The 26,957-nt window shown below is 32.8% G+C and carries 23 protein-coding genes; 14 read left to right on the plus strand and 9 right to left on the minus strand.

Annotated features, from left to right (window positions below; translation table 11 throughout):
• Positions 1-88: 88 nt before the first annotated feature.
• Together GKZ86_RS02800 and GKZ86_RS02805 are read right to left on the minus strand one after the other, a co-directional pair.
• Positions 89-2,782, minus strand: coding sequence for a carboxypeptidase-like regulatory domain-containing protein (locus GKZ86_RS02800; protein WP_154781588.1), 2,694 nt, complete (start codon positions 2,780-2,782; stop codon positions 89-91).
• Positions 2,783-2,826: 44 nt separating this feature from the next.
• Positions 2,827-3,732 carry a GLPGLI family protein gene (locus tag GKZ86_RS02805; protein WP_154781589.1) on the minus strand — a complete coding sequence of 302 codons (906 nt, stop codon included), beginning with the start codon at positions 3,730-3,732 and terminating at the stop codon, positions 2,827-2,829.
• Positions 3,733-3,954: 222 nt separating this feature from the next.
• Here GKZ86_RS02805 and GKZ86_RS02810 point away from each other — a divergent pair, with 222 nt between their 5' ends.
• Positions 3,955-4,770: a hypothetical protein gene (locus GKZ86_RS02810; protein WP_154781590.1), complete on the plus strand. Its 816-nt coding sequence runs from the start codon at positions 3,955-3,957 to the stop codon at positions 4,768-4,770.
• On the plus strand, positions 4,770-5,384 hold the full coding sequence (locus GKZ86_RS02815; RefSeq protein ID WP_154781591.1) for a deoxynucleoside kinase: 615 nt from the start codon (positions 4,770-4,772) through the stop codon (positions 5,382-5,384). The genes GKZ86_RS02810 and GKZ86_RS02815 overlap by 1 nt, the downstream gene beginning before the upstream one ends.
• Before the next feature lie 183 nt (positions 5,385-5,567).
• Here the strand turns inward: GKZ86_RS02815 and GKZ86_RS02820 are convergent, their stop codons facing one another.
• From GKZ86_RS02820 to GKZ86_RS02840, 5 genes are all read right to left on the minus strand, one after another.
• Positions 5,568-8,138: a sodium-translocating pyrophosphatase gene (locus GKZ86_RS02820; protein WP_154781592.1), complete on the minus strand. Its 2,571-nt coding sequence runs from the start codon at positions 8,136-8,138 to the stop codon at positions 5,568-5,570.
• 113 nt (positions 8,139-8,251) lie between these two features.
• Positions 8,252-8,782, minus strand: a complete 531-nt coding sequence (locus GKZ86_RS02825) for an inorganic diphosphatase (RefSeq protein ID WP_055097158.1) — start codon at positions 8,780-8,782, stop codon at positions 8,252-8,254.
• A gap of 108 nt (positions 8,783-8,890) precedes the next feature.
• Positions 8,891-9,490: a DNA-3-methyladenine glycosylase gene (locus GKZ86_RS02830; RefSeq protein WP_154781593.1), complete on the minus strand. Its 600-nt coding sequence runs from the start codon at positions 9,488-9,490 to the stop codon at positions 8,891-8,893.
• 246 nt (positions 9,491-9,736) lie between these two features.
• Positions 9,737-12,241, minus strand: a complete 2,505-nt coding sequence (locus tag GKZ86_RS02835; RefSeq protein ID WP_154781594.1) for a DUF5686 and carboxypeptidase-like regulatory domain-containing protein — start codon at positions 12,239-12,241, stop codon at positions 9,737-9,739.
• A 64-nt stretch (positions 12,242-12,305) separates the two neighbouring features.
• The gene (locus tag GKZ86_RS02840; protein ID WP_056244882.1) at positions 12,306-13,283 is read right to left on the minus strand and encodes a pyruvate dehydrogenase complex E1 component subunit beta; all 978 of its coding nucleotides are present in this window, start codon (positions 13,281-13,283) and stop codon (positions 12,306-12,308) included.
• 490 nt (positions 13,284-13,773) lie between these two features.
• Between GKZ86_RS02840 and GKZ86_RS02845 the strand changes: the two genes are divergently transcribed.
• The 4 genes from GKZ86_RS02845 (at position 13,774) to GKZ86_RS02860 (ending at position 17,384) form a co-directional block, all read left to right on the plus strand.
• Positions 13,774-14,520: an electron transfer flavoprotein subunit beta/FixA family protein gene (locus tag GKZ86_RS02845; protein ID WP_154781595.1), complete on the plus strand. Its 747-nt coding sequence runs from the start codon at positions 13,774-13,776 to the stop codon at positions 14,518-14,520.
• 138 nt (positions 14,521-14,658) lie between these two features.
• Positions 14,659-15,627, plus strand: a complete 969-nt coding sequence (locus GKZ86_RS02850; protein WP_154781596.1) for an electron transfer flavoprotein subunit alpha/FixB family protein — start codon at positions 14,659-14,661, stop codon at positions 15,625-15,627.
• Positions 15,628-15,791: 164 nt separating this feature from the next.
• Positions 15,792-16,415: a bifunctional nuclease family protein gene (locus GKZ86_RS02855; protein ID WP_154781597.1), complete on the plus strand. Its 624-nt coding sequence runs from the start codon at positions 15,792-15,794 to the stop codon at positions 16,413-16,415.
• A 117-nt stretch (positions 16,416-16,532) separates the two neighbouring features.
• The gene (locus tag GKZ86_RS02860) at positions 16,533-17,384 is read left to right on the plus strand and encodes a thymidylate synthase (RefSeq protein WP_154781598.1); all 852 of its coding nucleotides are present in this window, start codon (positions 16,533-16,535) and stop codon (positions 17,382-17,384) included.
• A gap of 35 nt (positions 17,385-17,419) precedes the next feature.
• On the opposite strand, the gene GKZ86_RS02865 is transcribed toward GKZ86_RS02860, so the two are convergent.
• Positions 17,420-17,716 (minus strand): isoamylase early set domain-containing protein, encoded by a 297-nt coding sequence (locus GKZ86_RS02865; RefSeq protein WP_154781599.1) that lies wholly within the window; start codon positions 17,714-17,716, stop codon positions 17,420-17,422.
• A 241-nt stretch (positions 17,717-17,957) separates the two neighbouring features.
• On the opposite strand from GKZ86_RS02865, the gene GKZ86_RS02870 reads away from it, so the two are divergent.
• The 4 genes from GKZ86_RS02870 (at position 17,958) to GKZ86_RS02885 (ending at position 20,825) form a co-directional block, all read left to right on the plus strand.
• A complete protein-coding gene (locus tag GKZ86_RS02870) occupies positions 17,958-18,305 on the plus strand; it encodes a 2TM domain-containing protein (protein ID WP_154781600.1) in 348 nt (115 codons plus the stop codon).
• An 11-nt stretch (positions 18,306-18,316) separates the two neighbouring features.
• Positions 18,317-18,799 (plus strand): dihydrofolate reductase, encoded by a 483-nt coding sequence (locus GKZ86_RS02875; RefSeq protein WP_154781601.1) that lies wholly within the window; start codon positions 18,317-18,319, stop codon positions 18,797-18,799.
• Positions 18,800-19,372: 573 nt separating this feature from the next.
• Complete coding sequence (ubiE, locus tag GKZ86_RS02880) at positions 19,373-20,104, plus strand: bifunctional demethylmenaquinone methyltransferase/2-methoxy-6-polyprenyl-1,4-benzoquinol methylase UbiE (RefSeq protein WP_154781602.1); 732 nt, start codon at positions 19,373-19,375, stop codon at positions 20,102-20,104.
• A gap of 1 nt (position 20,105) precedes the next feature.
• Complete coding sequence (locus GKZ86_RS02885) at positions 20,106-20,825, plus strand: porin family protein (protein ID WP_154781603.1); 720 nt, start codon at positions 20,106-20,108, stop codon at positions 20,823-20,825.
• A 9-nt stretch (positions 20,826-20,834) separates the two neighbouring features.
• Here GKZ86_RS02885 and GKZ86_RS02890 read toward each other — a convergent pair whose 3' ends face one another.
• The gene (locus tag GKZ86_RS02890) at positions 20,835-21,563 is read right to left on the minus strand and encodes an RNA methyltransferase (protein ID WP_154781604.1); all 729 of its coding nucleotides are present in this window, start codon (positions 21,561-21,563) and stop codon (positions 20,835-20,837) included.
• Positions 21,564-21,600: 37 nt separating this feature from the next.
• Between GKZ86_RS02890 and GKZ86_RS02895 the strand changes: the two genes are divergently transcribed.
• The 4 genes from GKZ86_RS02895 (at position 21,601) to GKZ86_RS02910 (ending at position 26,952) form a co-directional block, all read left to right on the plus strand.
• The gene (locus GKZ86_RS02895; RefSeq protein ID WP_154781605.1) at positions 21,601-24,156 is read left to right on the plus strand and encodes a BamA/TamA family outer membrane protein; all 2,556 of its coding nucleotides are present in this window, start codon (positions 21,601-21,603) and stop codon (positions 24,154-24,156) included.
• 59 nt (positions 24,157-24,215) lie between these two features.
• Positions 24,216-25,283, plus strand: a complete 1,068-nt coding sequence (gene fbaA / locus GKZ86_RS02900) for a class II fructose-bisphosphate aldolase (RefSeq protein WP_154781606.1) — start codon at positions 24,216-24,218, stop codon at positions 25,281-25,283.
• A 111-nt stretch (positions 25,284-25,394) separates the two neighbouring features.
• Positions 25,395-26,249 (plus strand): acetyl-CoA carboxylase, carboxyltransferase subunit beta, encoded by an 855-nt coding sequence (accD, locus tag GKZ86_RS02905; RefSeq protein WP_059114903.1) that lies wholly within the window; start codon positions 25,395-25,397, stop codon positions 26,247-26,249.
• An 82-nt stretch (positions 26,250-26,331) separates the two neighbouring features.
• Positions 26,332-26,952, plus strand: a complete 621-nt coding sequence (locus tag GKZ86_RS02910; protein WP_154781607.1) for a hypothetical protein — start codon at positions 26,332-26,334, stop codon at positions 26,950-26,952.
• Positions 26,953-26,957: the final 5 nt, after the last annotated feature.

Genomic DNA, 26,957 nt, shown 5'->3' on the forward strand with positions numbered 1-26,957 from the left:
ATTTTGGCTTGTTAATATTAAACGTAAAGATATTCGATTATTATCGAAATCAAGTCCCTTAAAATCCAAAATAGATACTTAATAGATACTATAAATTGTATTTCATCGAAAAGATAATATAACGCGGCTGAACGGTATATTGCGAAACTCTTGTAGAGAACTGCGAAAAACTGTCGTCGTTAAGGTATTTTGTATTTAGTAAGTTTGTTGCTGAAACTTTATACTCCCATTTACTATCCTTTTTTTGATAAATCAAGCTTGCACTTAAAAAATCATATTCATTATTAACCGTTTTGCTGGTATTGTAATAATGGTAAAATTCATATTCTGAAACAAACGAAAAACTATTCAGAAAGTAATAATCTATTCTTGCAAAAGGTTTATCTGTATAATAGGTAGAGCCACTATATTTATTAATTAAGGCATTGTAACCTAATTCAAGATTAGGCATATTTTTGTAGTTTGTTGATGCTTTTACGGTGTAACTCTGCGTAAAACTTTCTGTAGTTGCTAATTTATCATTTTGAATATTATTGAATTTTGACCAATTTAAACTGGCATTTGCAGAGGCTTTATAATTCTTTAAAAAAGAGCGGCCGTAATTTCCCATTCCTGAAAAAGTTTCATCGGCCAAATTAGAATTATAAGGATTTGATTCCTGATTAATTCCGGTAAAATCTGCGCTGGTTTTTATAGCGTCAACTTTTTTCGTGTAAACAGCATTCGCAAAAATATTCTCGAAATTGAACATATTATATTTGAAGTAACGCAATGTATGCACTTGAGAAGTTGCATTTTCTAATAAACGATTTCCTCTGAATAAACTACTGTAATCTGATAATACATAACCCGAAGCCAATTGATTAACATCTGTAAAATCATTTGATAAAGCGAAATTATACGTCAGTGTTTCTGATTTTTTGATTTGATAGAGCGCAAAAAAATCAGGCAAAACTTTGGTAAAATTCTGCGAATAATCTGTTCCCAATTGTGCATTTGTCATTGTGTACGAATGCACGCTAAAACCTGGCGTTAAAGTAAATTTACCTGTTAATATTTTATAATGAAAGCCCAGAAATACATCATTAAAATTATACTTTACCTGATTATTATTTTCAGGATCATTTAAATCATTTCTGTCTCCATTATCCAAGATTTGAAAAATATGAGAGTTGAAATCCTGATGTGAATATGTATTTCCTAACGTAATATTGATATTACTTTTTGGCGTTACCATGTAGTAATAATCCAATTTTGCATCTATTTTATTGGTTTTTACAAATCGATCCTGATTTAGGTCGTTTCTTTCATTTACCTGAACTGGAATATAACCTGACAAAATAAAAGGTTGTGTTCTTAAATTGGCATTATAAAACGGATTTTCGTCCTGATATAAATGCTGCATTTCAAAAGCAAAAATGTTTTTATCGCTTTGCGTATAATACAAACTAACGTTTTGATTTATTGATGTTGGATTTTGCTTTTTGGTAGTAAAAATGGTTTCTGTATCTGAAATATTGCTTACCACAGATTCGCGTAACAAATCTGTATCTTCATTTTGTTTCGATAATTTCGTTAAGATGTCGTAATCAAACTGAAGTTTCGTGTTTGGTTTATAACTCGAACTCAATTTAAACAATCCTAAATTATTTTTTTGATGTGTTAATTCATCTCGTTTTTGTTGATCGCCAGAATCCAGAATAGTAGTCTGCGATTTGGTTTCAAGATCTGTTTTTGATGTAGAAAGAATTCCAAAACCACTAATATTCCAATTTTTTGTTGGCGAATATGCGAAGTTTGTGGCTCCAAATTTTGTTTCGATTTCTTTGGCGCGGTTGTTTCTCAAAATCGAAATTCCTAAATCATTTGATGAAACATTAAAATTGCTTCCGCCCTTTTTCATCATGTTTTTAAACCCGCCCGTAAACTTAAAATAATCCTGCGCCGTAAGTGGCAATTCGCCAATATTATTAAAATTGGTAATTACGTTAACGCTGTATTTGGGACTATAATAAAACAATTTCGGATTAATAATATATCGGCTATCAAGTTCTGCAACGCCAATTCCTGCGGTCATGTCTCCAAACCAAAAGTTCTTTTTTCCTTCTTTCAGTTTAATATTCATGGCAACATTATCCTGATCATTTTCAAGACCTTTTAATGCGCTGACTTCATTATAATTTCTTAAAACCTGAATTTTGTCAATAGCATCAGCAGGAATATTTTTAACGCCTAATTTGGTATCTCCATCAAAAAAATCTTTGCCTTCGACCATCAACTTACTGACTTTTTTTCCTTCAACTTCAATTTCTCCATCGGCATTTACCTCAACGCCGGGCAATTTTTTCAAAACATCTTCCAGTTTTTTTTCTGTTCCGGATTTAAAAGAATCTGCGTTGTATACAATGGTGTCTCCACTTATCGAAACAGGCATTTCCCGAACAATTTCAACGCCTTCAAGCTCGATTCCGGTATCATCCATGACAATATTCTGAATAATGTTCGTCGTTTGTGTTGCAATCGAAATCTCTTTTGATTTCATACCGAGATAACTTACTTTAACCGTATAAGCTGTATTCGGTTTTAAAGTCAGTTGAAACCTTCCTTTATCATTGGTAATTCCATAAGAATCCATTGCTTTTGTAGCATTATTTACAGCCATAATATTGGCCATCTCTAACGGATTTTTTTGTTCGTCCTGAATAAATCCATCAAAACGTACACTTTGAGAAAAGGTAACTGAAGTGCATAAAATAGCGAAGAAACAAAGGATCTTGTTCATTAAGGAAATGATTAAAATAAGTGAATTTTAGAATTAAGAATCTATTATCTTCCCATCATTGGCGGCGGTCCGCCGGCACGACCGCGATTCATTTCTCTAAATTCTTCCATCTTTTTAATTACGGTATCATCATAATCTTTTTGCGAAATTACTTTTCCTTTTTTAGATGGTTTTATCTCGACCTTATCTTTGGCATTCAAAACAATTTTCGAGCATAAAATAGTGGTTCTTCCGTCATTTACTTCTAAAATTAAACCTGGTAAGCCCCAATAATTTTCAGGCCCTTGATTTACCGGAACTTCAGGCGTATACCAGGCAATTATGGCAACTTCTTTTGGCATTTCAAAATTATCTTCAAAATTGGTTTTTGTTTCTCCCGAAGTTTTTTTGGCTTCGTCCTTTTTATCTTCAGTTTTTTTGTCGTCGTTATTTTTAGGCCTGAAATTTCTAAAGTCGGTTTTACTCGCTGGTTTTACAGCCGTTGCTTTATAGCAAGTATAACCTCCAATTTGTTTCGTTTCCTGTTCTAGTTTCCAGTTTAATTTTGGCAGAGAATCTACAACCAGAAATTCTTTTCCCATAAACTCTTTATCAACTGTATACGATTTGCTTTTTACATCTTTATAAAAAGTTCCGCCTCCGCCCATAAACGAGTTCATCATAACACGCATTCCACCGCCTTGTTGTCCGGGAGTTTCCAGTTTTTCTTCTTCTTTATAAATAGAAGCTGATTTATCAAAATTCAGAATAAAGGTTTTCTCCAGCATTTGTTTCATACGCTCTTCCATGTTTTTCTGCATTTCGGGCGTAATATCGCGGTTTCCACGCATCCCTTCAAATTTAGGCGCTTGGGTTTTTGACTCATAAACAGCCATTCCCTGAAAATCTTTTTGTGCTTGTGCCTGACTAAAAGCAAGCATTAAAAGCAAATAATATGATAGTTTTTTCATTAGATAGTTTTTAAATAAGGTAAGTCTAAAAAAACTTACTCTCAAATGTATTATTAATTTTAAAATCCTGAAAGTTAAATATATCAATACCGATAAGCTATAGACAAAATTGCTAATAAACTAGACTATTGCAATTTAAAGGACAAAATCGCTCTAAATCTTTAAATTGAATCGTTCCTAATTTAGTTTTTTGTAATTTGGCTCGTCAAAAAAGCTATTATTATGAACAAAACAGTGTGCAAAATTTTCTTCTTACTTTTCATCGCCTGTTCTTCTTCAGCTATTTTTTCACAAAATCAAAAAATAAGCGCGACTTCTCTTTCTCATTTTAAACTTGATGCTGATGACTTTTTAGGTTATGATTCTTTTGGATATTCGTATCAAATTAAAAACAATGTCTTTAGTAAAACCAAAGGAAATGAGGTTTTTGAATACAAAAGCATTTCTCTGGGAAACATTACTAAAGTTGATCTTCAAAATCCGCTTAAAATCGTTTTGTATTATGACGACTTTAATACTGTTTTGTTACTCGACAATCAGTTAAATAAAATTACGGAGATTAATTTTTCTCAAAATGCAATTCCAATTGTAGTAAATGCAATCGGAATGTCGACTCAAAACCAATTATGGGTTTATAATGCTTTGAACCAGCAAATAGGTCTTTTTGATTATTTAAAAAATGAATATAAAACGGTTTCTACGCCATTAACAGAAACGATAAAATATTACCAAACTGATTTTAATACTTTTTATTGGATTGATAAAAAGAACAATTGGTTCTCTTGTAATATTTTTGGAAAAACAACTTCGTTAGGAAAAGTATCTGATTTTGATACCATCGAAATTATTAATGCACATCAATATATTTTCAGCAAAGGTAATTTGTTGTATTTTAAAGACATTACTGACACAAATTCAAGTACAATTTCTGAAATTGAAATTTTAGAAAAAACCTTTGATAAATTCTGCTACAAAGACCAAATTTTATCTATTTTTACAGCTAAAGGAATTACAAATTATAAAATCGTAACACCGTAATGCACATAGCAATAGCAGGAAATATAGGCGCAGGAAAAACTACTTTAACTAAATTATTAGCCAAACATTTTAAATGGGAGCCTCATTATGAAGATGTAGTAGATAATCCGTATTTAGATGATTTCTACCACCAGATGGAGCGTTGGTCGTTTAATTTACAGATATATTTCCTAAACAGTCGTTTTCGTCAAGTATTACAGATTCGTGAAAGTGGAAAGAAAATTGTTCAGGATAGAACTATCTATGAAGATGCTTATATTTTTGCTCCCAATTTATATTCGATGGGATTAATGACGAGCCGTGATTTCGAAAATTATACTTCTCTTTTTGAATTAATGGAATCTTTGGTTAAAGCTCCGGATTTATTGATTTATTTAAGAAGTTCTATTCCGAATTTAGTTGGACAAATTCACAAACGCGGACGTGATTACGAAAACTCAATTTCGATCGATTATTTGAGCCGTTTGAACGAAAGATACGAAGCCTGGGTTCAGACTTATACTAAAGGAAAATTATTGATTATTGACGTTGACAATATCAATTTTGTTGATAATCCGGAAGATCTTGGAAATATCATTAATAGAATTGATGCTGAATTGAATGGGTTGTTTTAGAAACACGAATTTCACAGATTTGCACGAAATAAAAAAATGCCTCTAATATATTAGAGGCATTTTTTGTTATTTCCTAACAGGTTTTCAAAACCTGTTAGGAAAAATATTCTTTTTTATTCTGTGATCCAAACAATACCTAACAGGTTTTGAAAACCTGTTAGGATAGATCTAGAATAGCTAAAATTATTTCGCAGCTTCAATTTTTGCTTTTACTTCTGCTTCGGTTCCTTCGTAAACTTCTGTAGTTGTTTTTCCGTTTTCAGTTTTGGTTACAGTTCCTACGGTAACGCCATTAGTTGTTGCTAAATTAACTTCAAGTCGGTTTTCATCATGTTTGCTTGTATCAAAACAACTTGTTTTTTGATTTACGTATTTTCCGTTCGCGTCATAATGAGCTAAACATTTTGCAGTTTCTTCGGCTGTACATCCTTTTTCTTTGCACATTTTAACGCATTCTTCTTTGGTCATTTTTGAGATGTCTCCACATTTAGAATGAACATCAGTACTCATTTCAGTCTTCATGCAACACTTCATCTCTTTAGGAGGCAATCCACAATGCGGAATATATGTTTGAGAAGCACGACCTTCTCCTAAAATTGGAGCAATCACTAAACCAATTAAACAGGTTAATTTGATTAAGATGTTCATTGATGGCCCGGAAGTATCTTTAAACGGATCTCCAACAGTATCTCCGGTTACGGCTGCTTTGTGTGCATCTGAACCTTTATACGTCATTTCGCCGTTGATTAAAACTCCGGCTTCAAAAGATTTCTTGGCATTGTCCCAAGCTCCTCCGGCATTGTTTTGAAAAACTGCCCAAAGCACTCCTGAAACTGTAACTCCAGCCATATATCCTCCCAACATTTCAGCGATTAACTGATTGTTATCTCCGTAAACTAATTTACCTAATAGTACAATTGCAATCGGAAAACCAATTGTCAGGATTCCCGGCAACATCATTTCGCGTAAGGCGGCTTTTGTTGAAATTTCAACACATTTACCGTATTCCGGTTTTCCGGTTCCTTCCATAATTCCCGGAATTTCCTTAAACTGACGACGAACTTCGTAAACCATATCCATTGCGGCTTTTCCAACAGAATTCATGGCTAAAGCCGAGAAAACTACCGGAATCATTCCACCCACAAATAACATGGCTAAAACTGGCGCTTTAAAGATGTTGATTCCGTCAATTCCTGTAAAAGTTACATAAGCAGCAAATAAAGCTAAAGATGTTAAAGCAGCTGATGCAATCGCAAATCCTTTTCCGGTTGCTGCGGTTGTATTTCCTACTGAATCTAAAATATCGGTTCTTGTACGAACTTCTTTTGGCAATTCGCTCATTTCTGCAATTCCTCCGGCATTGTCTGAAATTGGTCCAAAAGCATCAATTGCTAACTGCATTGCAGTTGTCGCCATCATTGCCGAAGCTGCTAAAGCAACTCCATAAAATCCTGCCAAAGCATACGAAATCCAGATTGCTGCTGCAAATAATAATACGGTTGGAAAAGTAGAAATCATTCCCGTTGCCAAACCTGCAATTACGTTTGTTCCTGCTCCGGTTGATGATTTTTGTACAATCGCCATAACAGGTTTTGTACCTAATCCTGTATAATATTCTGTAACTGATGAAATAGCTCCACCAACAACTAAACCAACTAAAGTCGCGTAGAAAACACGCATTGACGAAATATCTTTAGAACCTTCTCCAAAAAACGTCATTTGCATTGTTTCCGGCAACATATATTGTACTAAAAAGAAACAGGCAATTGCTGTTAAAACAATCGAAACCCAGTTTCCTATATTTAATGCTTTTTGTACTTGAGCTTCTTTGGCATTATCATCTGATATTTTTACCAAAGTAGTTCCTATTATTGAAAATAGAATTCCGAAACCGGCAATTGCCATTGGAAGTAAAATTGGACCAATCCCGCCAAAGATATCCTGAATGTTTCCACCCATATCTTTGATGACGTAGTTTCCTAAAACCATTGCAGCTAAAACTGTTGCTACATACGAACCAAATAAATCGGCTCCCATTCCTGCAACATCTCCAACATTATCTCCTACGTTATCTGCAATTGTTGCAGGATTACGAGGATCATCTTCCGGAATTCCTGCTTCTACTTTACCTACTAAATCAGCTCCAACGTCAGCAGCTTTTGTGTAGATTCCTCCACCAACTCTGGCAAACAAAGCAATTGATTCTGCACCAAGCGAAAAACCTGCTAAAGTCTCTAAAACTTTAGTCATATCTTCAGATGAAGTCCAAACCCCATTCATGAATATTTGAAAGAAAACAATAAAGAATCCTGTTAACCCTAAAACTGCTAAACCTGCAACGCCTAAACCCATTACGGTTCCGCCGCCAAAAGAAACTTTTAAGGCTTGCGGTAAACTTGTACGTGCGGCTTGTGTTGTTCTAACATTTGTTTTAGTGGCTATTTTCATTCCCATATTCCCAGCCAAAGCCGAAAAAAATGCTCCAAAAATAAATGCTACTACGATTAAAATATGTGTGGTTGGAACAATAAAAGAAATTCCGGCTAAAGCTAAACTGGCACCAATTACAAAAAAAGTCAGCAATCGGTATTCTGCTTTTAAGAAGGCAAGGGCGCCTTCGTAAATGTGATCTGAAATCTCTTTCATTTTGCCATCACCAGCATCTTGTTTTAAAACCCAAGTCCTTTTTATTCCCATGAAAAGTAATCCTATAATTGCCATAACGATTGGCAAGTAAATCATAAATGCATTCATAATGTTTTAATGGTTTTGGTTAATAGTCAATAAACTAACTAAAACGAATTTAAACAAAAAAGCAATACTCCTGACGGGAGTATTGCTTTTTTTATAATAGAATAGGGTTAAAATTATTTAATACTAAATAATCCCTCTGGTTTGTTCTCAATATCATTAAAACGCTTTGTACACTCTGCAATAATTGCGAAAGCTTCGTTTACGTCTCCCCATCCTTCTACATCTACTTTTTTGTTTTCAAGATCTTTATAAACCTGGAAGAAGTGCTCGATTTCTTTTACTAAGTGCGGGTTCATATCTGAAAGGTCAGTTAATGAATTCCAGATTGGATCAGAAACTGGTACACAAATAATTTTTTCGTCCGGTCCTTTATCATCTGCCATGTGGAAAACACCAATTGGTTTTACTTCCATAACACATCCAGGGAAAGTTGGTTCGTTTACCAAAACCAATACATCAAGAGGATCACCATCAAGAGCTAAAGTTTCAGGAATAAATCCGTAATCAGCAGGGTACATCATTGAAGAGAATAACATTCTGTCGAAACGCATTCTTTTGATTTCAAAATCGTACTCATATTTATTTCTGCTTCCTCTTGGTATTTCGATTAATACATCGAAAGTCGTTAGTTTGTCTGCGGTCATTTTCGTTTTTTATTATATCTATAATTGCGACTGCAAAAGTAACCAAAGAATCCTTTTTTACAATAAAAAACAATGTAATATCTTCATTAAGTTTTCAAAAACAAGCAATTAATATGTGATTTTTCGATTTCGCTTATTCAAATAATAATGCCAGAGCAAATATGTAGCATAAGATCGATACGGACTCCATTGTTCTGCATGAATTTCCATCTCTTGTTTATCATGGATATTGAGTAATTCTTTGATGGTATTTATGACAGCAATATCTCCAAGTGGAATTAAATCCGGTTCTTGTAAACAAAACATTAAGTAGATATCAATTGTCCAATTTCCGATTCCTTTTAACTTTATAAGTTCTTCCCGAACTTGTTTTGCAGATTTTACGGCTAAACTTTCTATATCTAAATCTTTGTTTAAAACGGCTTCTGCCAGGATTTTAATGTATTTTGTTTTTTGGCGGCTGACTCCAAGATTTCTGTATTCTTCATCGGACAGAATTACCATCGATTCAGGAGTACAGGTTGTATAGGCTTTTATTTTTAAGAATGTGGCTTTCGCCGAATCTACAGAGACTTGTTGCTCGAGTATTAACAAAACTAAAGTTTCAAAACCCTGAGGACGTTTTGGGATTTGTGGTAATCCGTATTTCTCTATGATTTCCTGAAATATTGGATTTTTGGTTGATAAATAGTCGATGGCTTCTTGCATTGCTTTAGTTTTTGATACTGAATCAAAATTAAGAAAAATGAAGTCAACTCTCACAAAGTTGCAGAGATGCAAAGTTTTGTTTCTCGCAGATTTGGCAAATTAAGCAGATTTATTCTTTTCAAATGGTAATTAAAATCTCTTTAATCTGCCAAATCTGCGAGAAACAAAACTTTAAACTACAAAAAAAGTCGCAAAGATTTTAAACCTTTGCGACTTTGTAACTTTGATCCTTTGTACCTTATATAATTAGAAATAGAATCCGAACGATCCTTTTACTGCAAATTTATTAGCATCAGGAGTATTTAAATAACTTCCTCTCCAGGAGAAATCGATTCTGAAAACTTTGAAGATATTTCCAATTCCGGCGTTATATTCCCAATATACATTCTCTGGAGCATTGTAAACCTGATCAGAAGCATTGATAGCTCTGTTAGCATCAGAAATTGTTCCGTAAACTCCTTTTACACCAACAAATTCTCTCCAATTCAGTTTTCTCATAAATGGAATTCTGGCGAATAATCTTCCTCCAAAATCATGGTTCCATTGTAAAGTGGTATATTGATCGGTTATGAATTCGTAGAAATTCAGGTTACTAAACGTATTTTCGATTGTAAAATAAGTTTGGTTTCCAGGAATTACACTCATTAATCCTAACGGAATTGTTCCGAAAGTTTTTCCGGTTTCCAGAATGATATTTGATCTTCCTAATGGCCCAATAATAATTGGCTGCTTGTAATATAATTGTATTTTTTCATAAGCAAAATCACTTTGCATTACACCTTTTAGTCCATAACTAAAATTGACAAAGAAATGGGTGAACGGACTATCAACAAGATCACGTTCTACACCAAAGCCAATCGTTTTACGTTTTGGCATCAATTCGAACTGAACATTGGCTTCAAACTGTTTTACTTCGCTTGCAATAATTCCCGCAGGATTTGTTGGAGTTGGCAAAGTGGTATAATAATCTAAACTAAACGTTGGCGATGCTGATGCTAATGTTCTATAAGATATACCAGCCGAAACTACAAAGTTTTTAATTGGCTCCATTTCTACGGAAACGTTGCTCAAATTAATATTGGTTAATTTCCCGTTACTTCCCGTTGTAAACAAGGCAGATGAAGCAAAACTTCGTCCTAAAATATCGTTTGTTGTGGTTAAACTGGCTCCAATTTGCTCAATGTCACGCCTGTTTCCTCCAGAAATAATAACTCGGTTTTTCTTATCAACCATCCATTTTCCTGAAGCTCCGTATTTGAATTTATTATCATCAAAACCGTAAGCCGTGTATGCTTGTAAACGCCAAGGATCATTTGGTCCAAAATACGTCCTTCCTCCTACCCTTAGTCGTAATCCTTCGACTTCATTATAACCAAATGTTGAAAAAATAGGTCCGTAATCGAAGTTTTTAAATTCGACATAGCCGCTTCCTAAAATCGAGACGAGACTATACAATTGTTTAAATCGCTTGACGGTTTGTAGCGTGTCAAGCATTTTATAAATTCCTTGTTCGTCTTTGTTTAATTTCTCAAAACGATTTTCTTCCCAAAATTCATCCGGCCGTTCATAAACAACATTGTCTATAAAATTGACTTCTTCTTTATAAAACTTATCCGGTTTTGGGATATTAAATTTATGATTTCTAAATAAGGTTGTTCGTTTTCCGTAAACTCCTTTTGATTTTTCTTTTTTATTCAAAGCAAAATCAGACATCATATAATCTCTTGTTAATAGAAAAACAGAATCGTTTTCTACTTCAAATTCCTGTTCGATATAAATATCTTTTACCCAGTTAATATTGGCACTTTTGGTAACGCCCATATTAATTTTTTTGATAGCAAAAGTGGTGTCATTTACCCAGAAATCTCCTTTAAAGGTTAATTCGTTTTTTCGCCTCGGATAAAAAACAATATTATAACACCATTTTTTGTCGATATAAGCACTGTCTTTCAGAACATAATTATAAACATCAATTCCGGTTCTTGAAAGTGGGCTTGTAAAACTTTTATCAAAAAATTTAAGGTGATTATCGTAAATATTATAATCTGAATAAAGATCTTTTACAAAAGCCAAAATCTGCTGATTTCCGTTAAATCCGGATGTTTTGCTTCCGTTAAGATTTTCTTTTACTTTCTTTAATTTATTATCTCCGTAAACATCATATACTGATTCGTTGATAAAAATTGGCAAATATGTTTTTCCCGTAACATCTGATGTATCAACATGATCAAACACAAACTCCATTCCTTTAAAGAGTTTGTTTTTCATAAAAGCACTGTCGATCGTGTTCATGTCGAACTCGACTTTCTCGTACTTTTGCATCTGATATTGATTGAATTGGTAAAGTCCGTTTTTACGCTTTCTTTCCCAAATTTTTCTCAAAATATCCAATGCCGGATTATTTTTCTTAGATGTTTTTCCGGTAAAAATTACAACTTCGTTTAGTGCTTCGGCTTCACTTAAAACAATTTTAAATTCATAATTAACTGCTTTTTCTAACGGAACTTCTTTATCTGAAAATCCTGCCGATGTAACTAATAAAGCGGTATAAGTATTTGGCGATTCCAGATAAAAACGCCCGTCTTCGTTAGAAACGATTCCGGTATTTGAACCTTTGAAAACAACATTTGCAAACGGAATTGGCTGATTCGATTTGTCCAAAACAATTCCACTCACTTTAGTTTGTGCAGTAGCAATATTTGCGAGTGCAAATACAAAAAATAGGCTAAGTAAAATTAGTTTTTTTATCATCTGGCAAAAAAAAACTTCATCAATTAATATGAATGATGAAGTTTTATATATATCGTTTAATTTACTATTTGTACAATACTTTCTTAACTGCTTTTACTACATCAGCTGCATTTGGCAACCAATCTTTTAGTAAAACAGGAGAGTAAGGTGCAGGCGTATCTGCAGTTGTAATACGTTGAATTGGCGCATCAAGAAAATCAAAAGCTTGTTCTTGTACGATATATGTGATTTCAGATGAAATACTGGCAAATGGCCAGGCTTCTTCTAAAATTACTAAACGGTTTGTTTTTTTAACCGATTTAAGAATAGCATCTTTATCCATAGGACGTACTGTTCTTAAGTCGATAATTTCGCATGAAATTCCTTCTTTAGCTAATTCATCAGCAGCAATAAAAGCTTCTTTGATGATTTTTCCGAAAGAAACAATAGTAACGTCTTTTCCTTCACGTTTAACATCAGCAACTCCAAGTGGAATTGTGTATTCTCCGTCTGGTACTTCACCTTTGTCACCATACATTTGCTCAGATTCCATGAAAATTACAGGATCATTATCGCGAATTGCAGATTTTAAAAGTCCTTTTGCATCGTAAGGAGTTGATGGTACAACTACTTTAAGACCCGGAGTATTAGCAAACCAGTTTTCTAAAGCTTGAGAGTGAGTTGCTCCTAATTGACCTGCAGAAGCAGTTGGCCCACGGAAAACGATTGGCACATTAAATTGTCCACCAGTCATTTGGCGCATTTTAGCAGCATTATTTATAATTTGATCAATACCAACTAAACAGAAGTTGAATGTCATGTACTCTACAATAGGACGACAGCCGTTCATTGCTGAACCTACTGCAATTCCTGTAAAACCAAGCTCAGCAATTGGAGTATCGATTACTCTTTTTTCGCCAAACTCAGCAAGCATTCCTTTTGAAGCTTTGTATGCTCCGTTGTATTCTGCAACTTCTTCGCCCATTAAATATATGGATTCATCGTGACGCATTTCTTCGCTCATCGCTTCACAAATGGCCTCTCTAAATTGTATTGTTCTCATATTTATATTGTATGTTGAATTTTCTGAAGAGCAAAAATAAATATTTTAAATAACTTAAAAGCATAAATTGAATTTAAAATCACATGAACTTCTTTCCGGATTTAGGTTTTAACTTTTTAATCTTTATTGTACTATTTACGAAATCGATATAATACACAATATATGGCTTAAAAATCATTTTACACAAATTCTACTTTATTTGTGTAAATGTAAAATTTAATGAAATCGGGTTTTAAAACAAACTAACTTAAAAATTGGCGCAAATAATATCAACTTTACCCTTCTTATAGCTTTTCAAAAATTGCAAATTTCCTAAGAATCAGTTGAAATGACTGCATTTTCATTTTTGTTTTACGATAAAATACCAGTAAAAATCCACAATCTTCGAAAACGTAATAGTTTTTAAAAAATATTATGCATGCATAGTATATTATTCCGATTTTAATTTCTAAATTTGTAAAAGAATATTATAAATATAAAATATATACTTATGAAAATATTAGTTTGCATCAGTCATGTACCTGATACTACTTCAAAAATCAACTTCTCCAATGGTGATTCAGAATTCGATACCAATGGTGTACAATATGTAATTAATCCTAATGATGAGTTTGGTTTAACTCGTGCCATTTGGTTTCAGGAACAACAAGGTGCTACTGTAACTGTAGTAAATGTTGGAGGTCCTGATACTGAGCCAACTTTGCGTAAAGCATTGGCAATTGGTGCAAATGAAGCAATACGTGTAAATGCTAATCCAACTGATGGTTTCTTTGTTGCAAAACAACTTGCTGAAGTAATTAAAACAGGCGGTTATGATCTTGTAATTGCAGGAAAAGAGTCTTTAGATTATAATGGTGGAATGGTTCCGGGAATGATTGCAGGAATTTTAGGTTCTAACTTTTTAAACTCTTGTACAAGTGTAACTATTGATGGAAACAATGTAAAAGCAGTTCGTGAAATTGATGGTGGAAAAGAAACTGTAAGTACTACTCTTCCTTTAATTATTGGTGGACAAAAAGGTCTTGTTGAAGAAAAAGATTTACGTATCCCGAACATGAGAGGAATCATGACTGCGAGAACTAAAGCTTTAACTATTCTTGAGCCAGTTGACGCTCCGGTAAACACAAAAGCGGTAAAATTTGAAAAACCAGCTCCAAAATCAGCAGTAAAATTAATTTCTCCTGATAATTTAGATGAGTTAATCAATTTATTACACAACGAAGCTAAAGTTATTTAAGATTGTAGAGTTTAGATTTTAGATTGCTGAATTGCAATACGAAATCTAAAACCAACTTAAATCGTTAATTTAAAATAACAATCATTTTAGTTCAGATTTTCGAAATCTGAAATCTAAAATCTAAAATCTAAAATTATCATGTCAATATTAATATATGCAGAATCTGCAGAAGGAAAATTTAAAAAAGTTGCTTTTGAATTAGCTTCATACGCTAAAAAAGTAGCTGAAACATTAGGAACAACAGTTACAGCTTTAACTGTAAACATTAGCGACGTAAGCGAATTATCTAAATACGGAGTTGATAAAGTATTAAAAGTTACAAACGATAAATTAGCAGGTTTTACAGCTAAGGCTTATGCTGACGTTATCAAACAAGCTGCTGAAAAAGAAGGTACAAAAGTAGTTTTACTTTCTTCAACTACAGATAGTATTTATCTTTCATCATTAGTTGCAGTTGCTTTAAATGCAGGTTTTGCTTCTAACGTTGTTGGATTACCATTGAGCACTTCTCCTTTTCAGGTAAAAAGAAATGCTTTCTCAAACAAAGCTTTCAATATTACTGAAATCAGTACAGATGTAAAAGTTCTTGGTTTGGCTAAAAACTCTTATGGAATTTTCGAAAGCGCAGGATCTGCAACTGTAGAAGATTTTAATCCATCAATTGGAGATAATGACTTTGGAGTTAAAGTAGAATCTGTAGAAAAAGTAAGCGGAAAAGTTTCTATCGCTGATGCTGATGTTGTAGTTTCTGGCGGACGTGGACTAAAAGGTCCTGAAAATTGGGGATTAGTTGAAGATTTAGCGGCTGTTTTAGGCGCTGCAACTGCTTGTTCTAAACCAGTTTCAGATTTAGGATGGAGACCTCACAGCGAGCACGTTGGACAAACAGGAAAACCGGTTGCTACTAATTTATATATTGCAATTGGAATTTCCGGAGCAATTCAGCATATTGCAGGTATCAACTCATCAAAAGTAAAAGTGGTTATCAATAGTGATCCTGAAGCTCCTTTCTTTAAGGTTGCAGATTATGGTATTGTTGGAGATGCATTTGAAATTGTTCCTAAATTAACAGAGAAATTAAAAGCTTTTAAAGCACAACATTCTTAATTTAAAAATCTCTATAAAAATATAGCTGCCTAAAAATAAGATAATCGTATCTTTGCTTTAGGTGGCTTTTTTGTTCCATATTTTTTGATTAAAATTGCACCTTTATTTTTTAATTTAAAAAAGTACTAAAATGTGGCATTAATTGCCCTTTTTTACCCTTATATATGAGTCTAGTAAAATTATCCATAAAAGGAATATCATACAGCCAAACTCAAAATGGCGCCTATGCCTTGATTTTGAATGAAGTTGATGGCGAAAGAAAACTGCCAATTGTAATTGGTGCTTTTGAAGCTCAGTCAATTGCTATTGCCTTAGAAAAAGAGATAAAACCTCCTCGCCCGTTAACGCATGATTTATTCAAAAACTTTGCAGAAAGATTTGATATTGTTGTCAAACAAGTCATTATTCATAAACTTGTTGATGGTGTTTTTTATTCAAGTTTAATTTGCGAAAGAGATAAAATCGAAGAAATTATCGATGCCAGAACTTCTGATGCGATTGCATTGGCTTTACGTTTTAATGCTCCGATTTTTACTTATAAAAACATCCTGGATAAAGCCGGTATCTATTTAAAATCAAATACTGCCGAAACAGATCAGGGATCTCAGGAAATTGATGATGTGCTTTCGAATCCGGAAACTTTTGGTCATGAAGAAGAAACAAATCAATCCGGAGATGTTTATGCCAAGCATAGTTTAGAAGAACTAAACGATCTTTTAGATCAGGCGGTTTCTCAGGAGGATTATGAAAAAGCAGCTAAAATTAGAGATGAAATCTCGAAAAGATAGTTATAAGGCTGTAAGCCGTAAGCTTTAGGCAATAAGCTTAAAGCGCAAACATAAAAAAACAAGCTGAAAGCATTAGGAAAAAAGCCTAAAGCTTAAAGCCTAAAGCTTAAAGCAATAATGAAACAATACTTAGATTTAGTAAAACACGTTTTAGAAAACGGGAATCAAAAAGGAGACCGAACAGGAACCGGAACAAAAAGTGTTTTTGGTTACCAGATGCGTTTTGATTTAAGTGAAGGTTTCCCAATGGTTACAACCAAAAAATTACACTTAAAATCTATTATATACGAACTGCTTTGGTTTTTAAAAGGCGATACCAACATCAAATATCTTCAGGAAAACGGAGTTAAGATTTGGGATGCCTGGGCAGATTCTAACGGGGATTTAGGACCGGTTTACGGACATCAATGGCGTAACTGGAATAGTGAAGAAATTGATCAGATTTCTGAATTGATTACGGAACTAAAAACAAATCCGAACAGCAGAAGAATGCTTGTTTCAGCATGGAATCCTTCAGTTTTACCGGATACCAAAAAATCATTTGAAGAAAATGTTGCGAATAATAAGGCTGCGTTGCCTCCTTGTCATGCTTTCTTTCAATTTTATGTAACAAGTCCGGATCTTGAAAAAGGTGAGACAAAAGGAAAATTATCTTGTCAATTGTACCAACGAAGTGCTGATATATTCTTGGGAGTTCCTTTTAATATTGCTTCTTATGCGCTTTTAACGATGATGATTGCTCAGGTTTGCGATTTAGAATATGGTGAATTTATTCACACTTTTGGAGATGCGCACATTTATAACAATCATTTTGAGCAATTAGAACTTCAATTAACCCGTGAACCAAAACCATTACCAAAAATGATTTTAAACCCAGCGATTAAAAACATTTTTGATTTTGATTATAATGACTTCACTCTTTTAGATTATGAACCGCATGCGGGCATAAAAGGAAGTGTTGCTGTATAAAACATAGAAATCCGCTTAAAATTTAAGCGGATTTTTTATACTACCAAAACACTATTTTCACTTCCTGCAAAATCATTCCATTTGTATGAATCTGCTTCAGGGTCGTTCACATAACTTCCGTCAATTACATATTTAAATTCATAAATAGCATCTTTAACTAAGTCATAAGTAGCTTTAAAAGTTCCGTTTTTTAGTTTGCTCAAGGTTCCTTCTTCAGCATTCCAATTATTGAAATCTCCCACAACAGCTGCTGAATTTGCTTCTTTAGCTTCTACAGAAAATGTAACTTTAACCACTGGTTTCGTTTTAATAAATTGTTTCCTCAAAGACATAACTGTTTAATTTTTAGATTTATACAATAAAATTACAGAATAAATCTTACACTTTAATATTGCAATAATCGATTTGCGATAATAGCAAAAAGGCAATATCATTTTAGCTATATCCATAATTAAATGCACTAAAATTTTTACAATTCAAATTCAAAACTGTTTCTGAAACAAATATTGTGATTCTAAAACAGTGTGGTTTTCAAAATAAATTTTAACTTTATAAACTCATTATTTAGATGTTATGGAAAAAGAAGTGCACGAGCAATACGAATATGCCCGAAGAAGATTAAGACAAAAAAAAATACTCTATTTTCACTTTGTACTTTTTCTTATAGGTAGTTTATTTTTATTTATAGCAAATAAATTTTTTGGCTTTGGCGTTAGCGAAACTGAGCCAAACTGGTGTATCTGGGCTATAACAATATGGCTTTTTATCTTTATTTTACACTTTATAAAAGTTTATATTACTGATAGATTCATGAATAAAAAATGGGAAAGAGAACAAATTGACAGACTTGTTGCTTTACAGCAAAAAAGAATCAGTCAATTAGAATCGAAGATAAATGAGGATACCGATAATAAAATTTAGTTACCATTACCATGATTATAATGATAGCGGCTGTTGCCGAAAATAATGCTCTTGGAAAAAACAATGAATTAGTTTGGCACTTACCAAATGACTTTAAAAGATTTAAATCGCTTACGACTAATCATCACATTATTATGGGAAGAAAAACTTTTGAAAGTTTTCCAAAACCATTACCTAACAGGGTTCATGTTGTGATAACACGTCAAACCGATTATCATCCTGAAGGTTGTATTGTAGTAGACAGTATTGAAAAAGCCATTGCTGTATGTCCTGAAAATGAAGATTCATATATTATTGGTGGAGGCGAAATTTATAATTTAGCTTTACCGTATTCAGATATTATTGAAATTACCAAAGTGCATCATGCCTTTGAGGCCGATACATTTTTTCCTGAAATTAATAAAAATGAATGGCAGCTTGTAGAAACTGAAGAAAATTTTAAAGATGAAAAACATCTTTATGACTACACTTACGAAACTTACATTCGATTATAAAACAAAAAACATCCTCTAAAGAGGATGTTCTTAGTAAAAATGATTTTTAGCTTAGGACTTATTCAAGAAATAGTTTTGGTAAACTAAAGCTCCAGTTATTAAAACAACTGAAACTAATTTATATATTAATTCTTTTGAGAGACATCTCAAAAAAGGCCTTTAATACCAAATACCACGAAGGTATTAAAGGCAAAGAAAATTAAAATTTCCAAAAACAAATTTAATCCTAAGAACGTATTTTGCACTTTAAAATAGTGTTGATATCACTACAACACTTTCAAAACTACTTTCAAGAACAAATGAAATACCAGCGCAAAAAAAGCAATCATTTGATTTAATCCTAAAGCCGCTATCAATCATTAAAATTTAAAATATTTAACAGGACAAAATTGACTAAAAAATCTAACTGTCACAATACCCACTTTCCGTGATTTTTTCAAAATACCTGTTTTCCGTGATAACTTAAAAACAAATCCGGATCAAAAAAATATTTTCTAAAACATTTGATTTACAATTTAAAAAACCCAATTACAGTTACGTTGGATTATACTATATTTGCGTAAATTAAAAGTAATGAGCGAAAAAGTAACTCCGTATAAAGATTCAACATTAGGCAAAAAAGAACAAGTTGCCCAAATGTTTGATACTATCTCTGGAAACTATGATAATTTAAACCGTGTAATTTCATTTGGAATTGACATTAAATGGCGTAAAAAAGTATTAAAAATAGTTTCTGACACGAAACCAAAAATCATTCTTGACATCGCAACAGGAACAGGAGATTTGGCTATCTTAATGGCAAAAACAAATGCTGAAAAAATTATTGGTTTAGATATTTCGGCAGGAATGCTTGAAGTTGGAAAAAAGAAAGTAGAAGAAAGAAAACTATCGAATGTTATTGATTTAGTTTTAGGAGATTCTGAAAATATACCTTTTGAGGATAATTATTTTGATGCCATAACAGTAGGTTTTGGAGTTCGAAATTTTGAGAATTTAGAAAAAGGTTTTTCTGAAATTTTAAGGGTTTTAAAGCCAAATGGTGTTTTTGTAATTTTAGAAACTTCGGTTCCGGACAAAACTCCATACAAGCAAGGTTATAAATTTTACACCAAAAATATACTTCCAATAATAGGAAAATTGTTTTCTAAAGATAATTCAGCTTATGGATATTTGTCTGAATCTGCTGCTGTTTTTCCATACGGAGAAGCTTTAAACAATATTTTGAGAAAAATTGGGTTTATAGATGTTGTGGCTATGCCTCAAACTTTTGGAGTTGCAACCATTTATTCTGCTTCTAAAAAATAGTATGAAAAAAACAGTAATCTTACTTTTATTAGTCTTAACGACAAACGGATATTCGCAATTTGCTAAAAACATGTTTAGCAAAGATCCTATTATTAACCTCGAAAACTGGCAAAAACAACGCCTTTATTTTGGCTATTATTTGGGCTTTAATAGTTTCGACTTTAAATTTGATTACAAAACTCCTGTACCTCAAGATATTCAGGTTAAAAAAACAACTGGCTTTAATGTTGGTGTTGTTGCTGATTTAAGATTACAGGAATATATTAATTTACGTTTTGAACCGGGTTTATATTATACAAAACGCGATTTATACTATCCAGAATTATTTGAGCAAGGTAAAAATGCTTATTTAAGAGAAGTAAGCAGTACCTATATTCATTTTCCTTTATTATTAAAATTCTCCGCTTTACGAACCGGAAACATCCGTCCGTATTTAGTTGGTGGAATGTCTACTACGCTAAATTTATCTGCCAACTCAAAATCTAAAGATGATAATTTTGAAGGCAAGTTTAGAGTAAAACCGTGGACTTCAGCTTACGAACTTGGTTTTGGAATTGATATTTTCTCAGAATATTTTATTTTCTCTCCTTCTATTAGAGGAATGTTTGGTATTACTGATGAATTAATTCGCGATAATCCTGCAAATGGACCTAGTGGATGGACGGATAATATTGATTCTATGAAATCCAGAGCGATTTTAATAAATTTTACTTTCCATTAAAACAAATTCTTAACTATTTCGTTTAAATTCACTAAGAATAATTGCTGTTGCAGTAGCTACGTTCAGACTTTCAGTTTTTTGTAGCTCTCCAAACCTTGGAATTGTGAGTCGGCTTGTAACCATTTTTTCAATTTCTGCAGAAATACCATTGGCTTCATTACCCATAATAATGATTCCATTTTGAGGCAGATTTGACTGATAAATGTTTTCTCCGTCCATAAAAGTTCCAAAAACCGGTAATTCTGTTTGTGCGATAAAGGTTTTCAAATCCACATAATTTACATTTACTCTGGTAATTGATCCCATTGTGGCTTGCACTACTTTTGGATTATAAATATCGACGGTTTCTTTAGAACAAATAATTTGTTTGATGCCAAACCAGTCGCAAAGACGTAAAATCGTTCCTAAATTTCCGGGATCACGAATATCGTCTAACGCTACAATTAAACCTGAGTTGATTATTTTATTTTCTGATGGAATTTTAAAAACCGCTAAACAGGTATTTGGAGTTGTTAAAGCACTTATTTTTTTAAGGTCTTGCTCATTAATAAGCGTTCGTTTTGAAGATTGAACGGTTTCAAAATCATTTTGCGTGGTGTATAAATGCTCTAATTCAAAATTGGATTGCAACAGTTCTTGAATTACCTTTACTCCTTCGGCAAAAAATAATTGATTTGCAAAGCGTTGCTTTTTTTGATGTAAACCTGTTATAAGTTTTATTTGGTTTTTACTAACCATAAAATAATGTACTTTTGAATTAAATATTTAAAAACACTTGAAAAAGAATTCCACAAAAATAGTAGCATTTATTCTAATAGCAATATTTATTTCTGCTTGTAATGCCGTAAAAAGAGTTCCGGATGGAAAAAACCTTCTTGTAAAAAATAATATTCTTGTAAATGGTAAGTCTACAAATGACGAAACCGCATCAAACCAAATGTACCAAAAACCAAATGGTACTTTATTAGGCTACAAATTACGTTTGAACATGTATAACTTAGCCAATCTAAATCCAGATTCTACTTATCAGGCAAAGTTTAAAAATAATCCGGGCTTATATGAACGCCAGTCTAAAATATTATCTGCAAAACAAGTAGACCGACTTGGACAGTCTTTTTTATATAAAGGAATTCATGAATTTTTAAAAAACACTGGTGAACCACCTGTAATTATTGATACCGTAAAGACACAAAAATCTTTAGTACGTTTAAAATTCTATTATTTCAACAATGGTTTTTTTAATGTAAAAACAGATTATACGATTGACAGTATTGGCAGAAAAAAAGCACAGGTAAATTACAACATTACTACCGGACCAGGTTATAAATTAGATTCGATTAAAACGAATATTTTAACTCCGGTATTAGATTCTTTGTACAAAACAAACAATGAACCTTCTCTTTTAAAATCCGGAAATCAATTTAAAACTTCTGATTTTGAAGAAGAAAAAGCCCGTATTACGACTTATTTCAGAAATCATGGCGCTTACTTTTTTCAACCTACTTATATCAATTATAATATTGATACAATTGGCAAACAACACAAAGCTGATGTAACTTTAATTATCAATAACAATAATATTCAGGAAAGAGATTCAAGCAGAACTGAGCCTTTTAAATTGTATAAAATTAGCGACGTAAATATCTATACGGATTATTCGCCTACTAATGCAAAAACAAAAATTAACGATAGTACCACTTATAACAACTTTAATTTATACAGTTATAAAACCTTAAAATATAAACCGCGCGCCATTACCGACGCTATTTTTATTACAAAAGGAAGTACTTTTTCAGATACACGTACAACGCTTTCATCCCGATATTTAAATAACCTGAAAATTTTTAATTATCCTTCGATACAATATGAAGTCGATAAGCGAGATTCTACAGCACAATCTTTAATTGCGAATGTTTATTTAACGCCCAGAAAAAAATACAGTTTTGGAGCCACTTTAGATTTTACACACTCTAATATTCAGGATTTTGGAATTGGAGCCAGTATTTCTGAAACCATTAGAAATGTCTTTAGCAGGGCTGAAACCTTAGAAATTTCGGCACGTATGAATATTGGTTCATCAAAAGACATGGCCAATCCTAACAATAATTTCTTTAATGTTTCGGAATATGGAATTGATACAAAACTTAATTTCCCTAGAATATTAATGCCTTTTGGCACTGAAAAAATTATTCCGAAAAGGATGATTCCATCTACAAGTATTGCTGCCGGTTTTTCAAAACAACGAAATATTGGTTTAGATAAAGAAAATTTTACAGGCGGAATAGCTTACAATTGGTCTCCAAAACGTCGTAATACCGTAAAACTTGATTTACTGAATGCGCAATTTGTTCGTAACTTAAATCCTGATAATTATTTTAGAGTTTATACTTCTTCTTATAATGAATTAAATAATATTGCCAGTACTTATAATACCGTTCCGGCAAATGTTGATGGTGATGGAAATTTAGTTATTTCGCAAGGAACAACTGATTTTACCCGAGAAGTTTTAACCGGAAATACAGCACTAACACCTGCAAATCCGGAATATAAGGATGTTGAAAGTATTGAAGAACGAAGAATTCGATTGACAGAAAACGACTTTATTCTAGCAACGAGTTATACGTTTACTACAACAACAAAAAAAGATCTTGCTGATAATACTTTTTATCAATTTAAAACAAAAATAGAATCTGCAGGTAGTTTATTATCTGCCATTTCAAATGTTGCAGGTTTATCTAAAAATACCAGAGGAAATTATGAAATATTTAATCTGGAATATTCAGAATATATTAAAGCGGAGTTCGATTATATTAAACACTGGGATTTTGGTAAGGAAAAAGTATTAGCATTTAGAAGCTTTTTTGGAATCGCAATTCCTTTTGGAAATTCAGATTATATTCCGTTTTCACGAAGTTATTATTCAGGAGGTTCGAATGATAATCGTGCGTGGCAACCTTATTCATTAGGCCCGGGAAGTACCAATGCAATGAACGATTTTAATGAGGCCAATATGAAGATAGCATTGAGTGCAGAATTTAGGTTTAAAATTTTTGGTGATGTTAAAGGAGCTATCTTTGCAGACGCCGGAAATATCTGGAATGTGCTCGATAATGTGATTGATACGAAAGCAAAATTTGACAACGTAAACGATTTAGCTGAAATTGCTTTGGGTTCAGGATTTGGTTTACGATACGATTTAAGCTTTTTTGTAGTTCGGCTCGATTTAGGCTTCAAGACCTATAATCCGGCGCATGAAGAAGGAGATCGTTGGTTCAAAGAATACAATTTTGGTCACTCGGTTTTAAATTTTGGAATAAATTATCCGTTCTAATGCTAATTAATTCTTATTTTTGCAACCTAAAAACTAAAAACAACTATAAAAAAATTACAATGGCACACAACATTAAACCCGGAGTAGCTACAGGAGATCAAGTTCAGGAGATTTTTAATTATGCAAAAGAAAAAGGTTTTGCTTTACCAGCTGTAAACGTTACTGGTTCTAGCACAATCAATGGAGTTCTTGAAACTGCAGCGAAACTAAACGCGCCAGTTATCATTCAATTTTCAAACGGAGGAGCACAATTTAACGCTGGAAAAGGATTATCTAACGCTAACGAAAAATCAGCAATCGCTGGTGGAATCGCAGGAGCAAAACATATTCATACTTTAGCAGAAGCTTACGGTGCAACTGTAATTTTGCATACTGACCACTGTGCAAAAAAATTATTGCCTTGGATTGATGGTTTGTTAGATGCATCTGAAAAACATTTTGCAGAAACAGGAAAACCATTATTCAGTTCTCACATGATCGATTTGTCTGAGGAGCCAATCGAAGAAAACATTGAGATCTGCAAAGAGTACTTAGCAAGAATGAGTAAAATGGGTATGACATTAGAAATCGAGCTTGGTATTACAGGTGGTGAAGAAGATGGTGTTGACAACTCTGATGTTGATAGCTCTAAATTATATACACAACCAGAAGAAGTAGCTTATGCTTATGAAGAATTATCTAAAGTAAGTCCTAAATTTACTATTGCTGCAGCTTTTGGAAACGTTCACGGTGTTTACAAACCAGGAAACGTAAAATTGACTCCAAAAATCTTAAAAAATTCTCAGGATTTCGTTCAAAACAAATTCAAAACTGGTCCTAACCCGGTAGATTTCGTTTTCCACGGAGGTTCAGGTTCTACACTTGAAGAAATCAGAGAAGGAATTAGCTACGGAGTTATCAAAATGAACATTGATACAGATTTGCAATTTGCATATACTGAAGGAATTCGTGATTATATGGTTAAAAACATTGACTATTTAAAAACGCAAATTGGTAACCCAGAAGGTGCTGAAGTTCCTAACAAAAAATATTATGACCCAAGAAAATGGGTACGTGAAAGCGAAGTGACATTCAATACAAGACTTGAGCAAGCTTTTGCAGATTTAAATAACGTAAATACGCTTTAAATTTTAGATTTTTGATTTTAGATTTCAGACTTCTAAAAAAAGCCTGAAATCTAATTTTTTGAATCAGATTGAAAATCTAAACTTTAAAATCTACATTCTAAAATTAAAAAAATGGCTTGGTTTAAAAGACAAGAAAAAGGAATTACGACCGCTACAGAAGATAAGATGGACGTTCCGAAAGGATTGTGGTACAAATCTCCTACCGGAAAAATTATTGATGCTGACGAATTAGCCCGAAACTTATTTGTTAGCCCTGAAGATGATTTTCACGTTCGAATTGGAAGCGCAACCTATTTTGAAATTTTATTCGACAACAACGAATTTGTTGAGTTAGACAAAAACATGACATCAAAAGATCCTTTGCATTTTGTGGATACAAAAAAATATGCAGAGCGATTGAAAGATGTAATGGAAAAAACTCATCTTAAAGATGCTGTTCGTACCGGAGTTGGAAAATCTAAAGGAAAAGAACTTGTAATTTGCTGTATGGATTTCGCTTTTATTGGTGGATCTATGGGAGCTGTTGTAGGTGAAAAAATCGCAAGAGGTATTGATCACGCGATCAAAAACAAATTGCCTTTTGTTATGATTTCTAAATCTGGTGGAGCTCGTATGATGGAAGCTGCTTATTCATTAATGCAATTAGCAAAAACATCTGTAAAATTAGCGCAGCTTGCTGAAGCTGGTTTACCTTACATTTCTTTATGTACAGACCCAACTACAGGAGGAACAACTGCATCTTACGCCATGTTAGGAGACATCAATATCTCTGAGCCAGGCGCTTTGATTGGTTTCGCTGGTCCGCGTGTTGTTCGTGATACTACAGGAAAAGATTTACCAGAAGGTTTTCAAACTGCTGAGTTTCTTTTAGAGCACGGTTTCCTTGACTTTATTACACCAAGAAAAGATTTAAAAGACAAAATCAACTTATATATTGATTTGATTCAGAATAGTACAATTAGATAGTTTTCGAACTTCTTAACATATAAAATCCCATTCGCTTCGGCTGATGGGATTTTTTTATATCTTTATTTTAAATCTTATTTCTATGACGAGAATTTTTATTGGTATTATGATTTGTTTGCTCCTTATGAGTTGTGGCAAGAAAGAAGAAAAAACAACTGAACAAAATTTTACTTATATTATTTCCAAAGAGAATGAGAAATACTTAAAAGAATTAAAAATAAAAAAGATTCCTCCGCCTCCTCCAGGATTCTACGGATACAATCAAATCATAATAGATACAAACAATAACTTCTATTTCTATCAAAAAGAAACTATAGGCTGGCATTGTGTTCAATCGCCGTCAGATACAATTCCGGATTTCATCAATATTGAACCTAATGATATTATTAAAATACCTAATCATAGTTTAAGCGATTTCATTAAAGAAAACATTGCCAACAAAGATGAACGACATACAATGCTTGTATTTGCATCTCAAAACGACACAATTAAAAATAAAGACTTCGAAAAGACTTTAGACTTTTTAAATAATCCATCAGCTAGCAAAATAAAATATTTCACTATAAGAAGATCTACACAGGAAGAAGATACTGTTTTAAAGTATAAAAAAAACAATCAGCCTTACTACTCAGATAATATAAAATGGGATAATAAAAGAATCACATTCCCTTTCATAAAACCGAAATTGAATCGTTCAAACTAAGTAAA

It is taken from the genome of Flavobacterium sp. LC2016-13 (assembly GCF_009707955.1).
Classification (GTDB): Bacteria; Bacteroidota; Bacteroidia; order Flavobacteriales; family Flavobacteriaceae; genus Flavobacterium.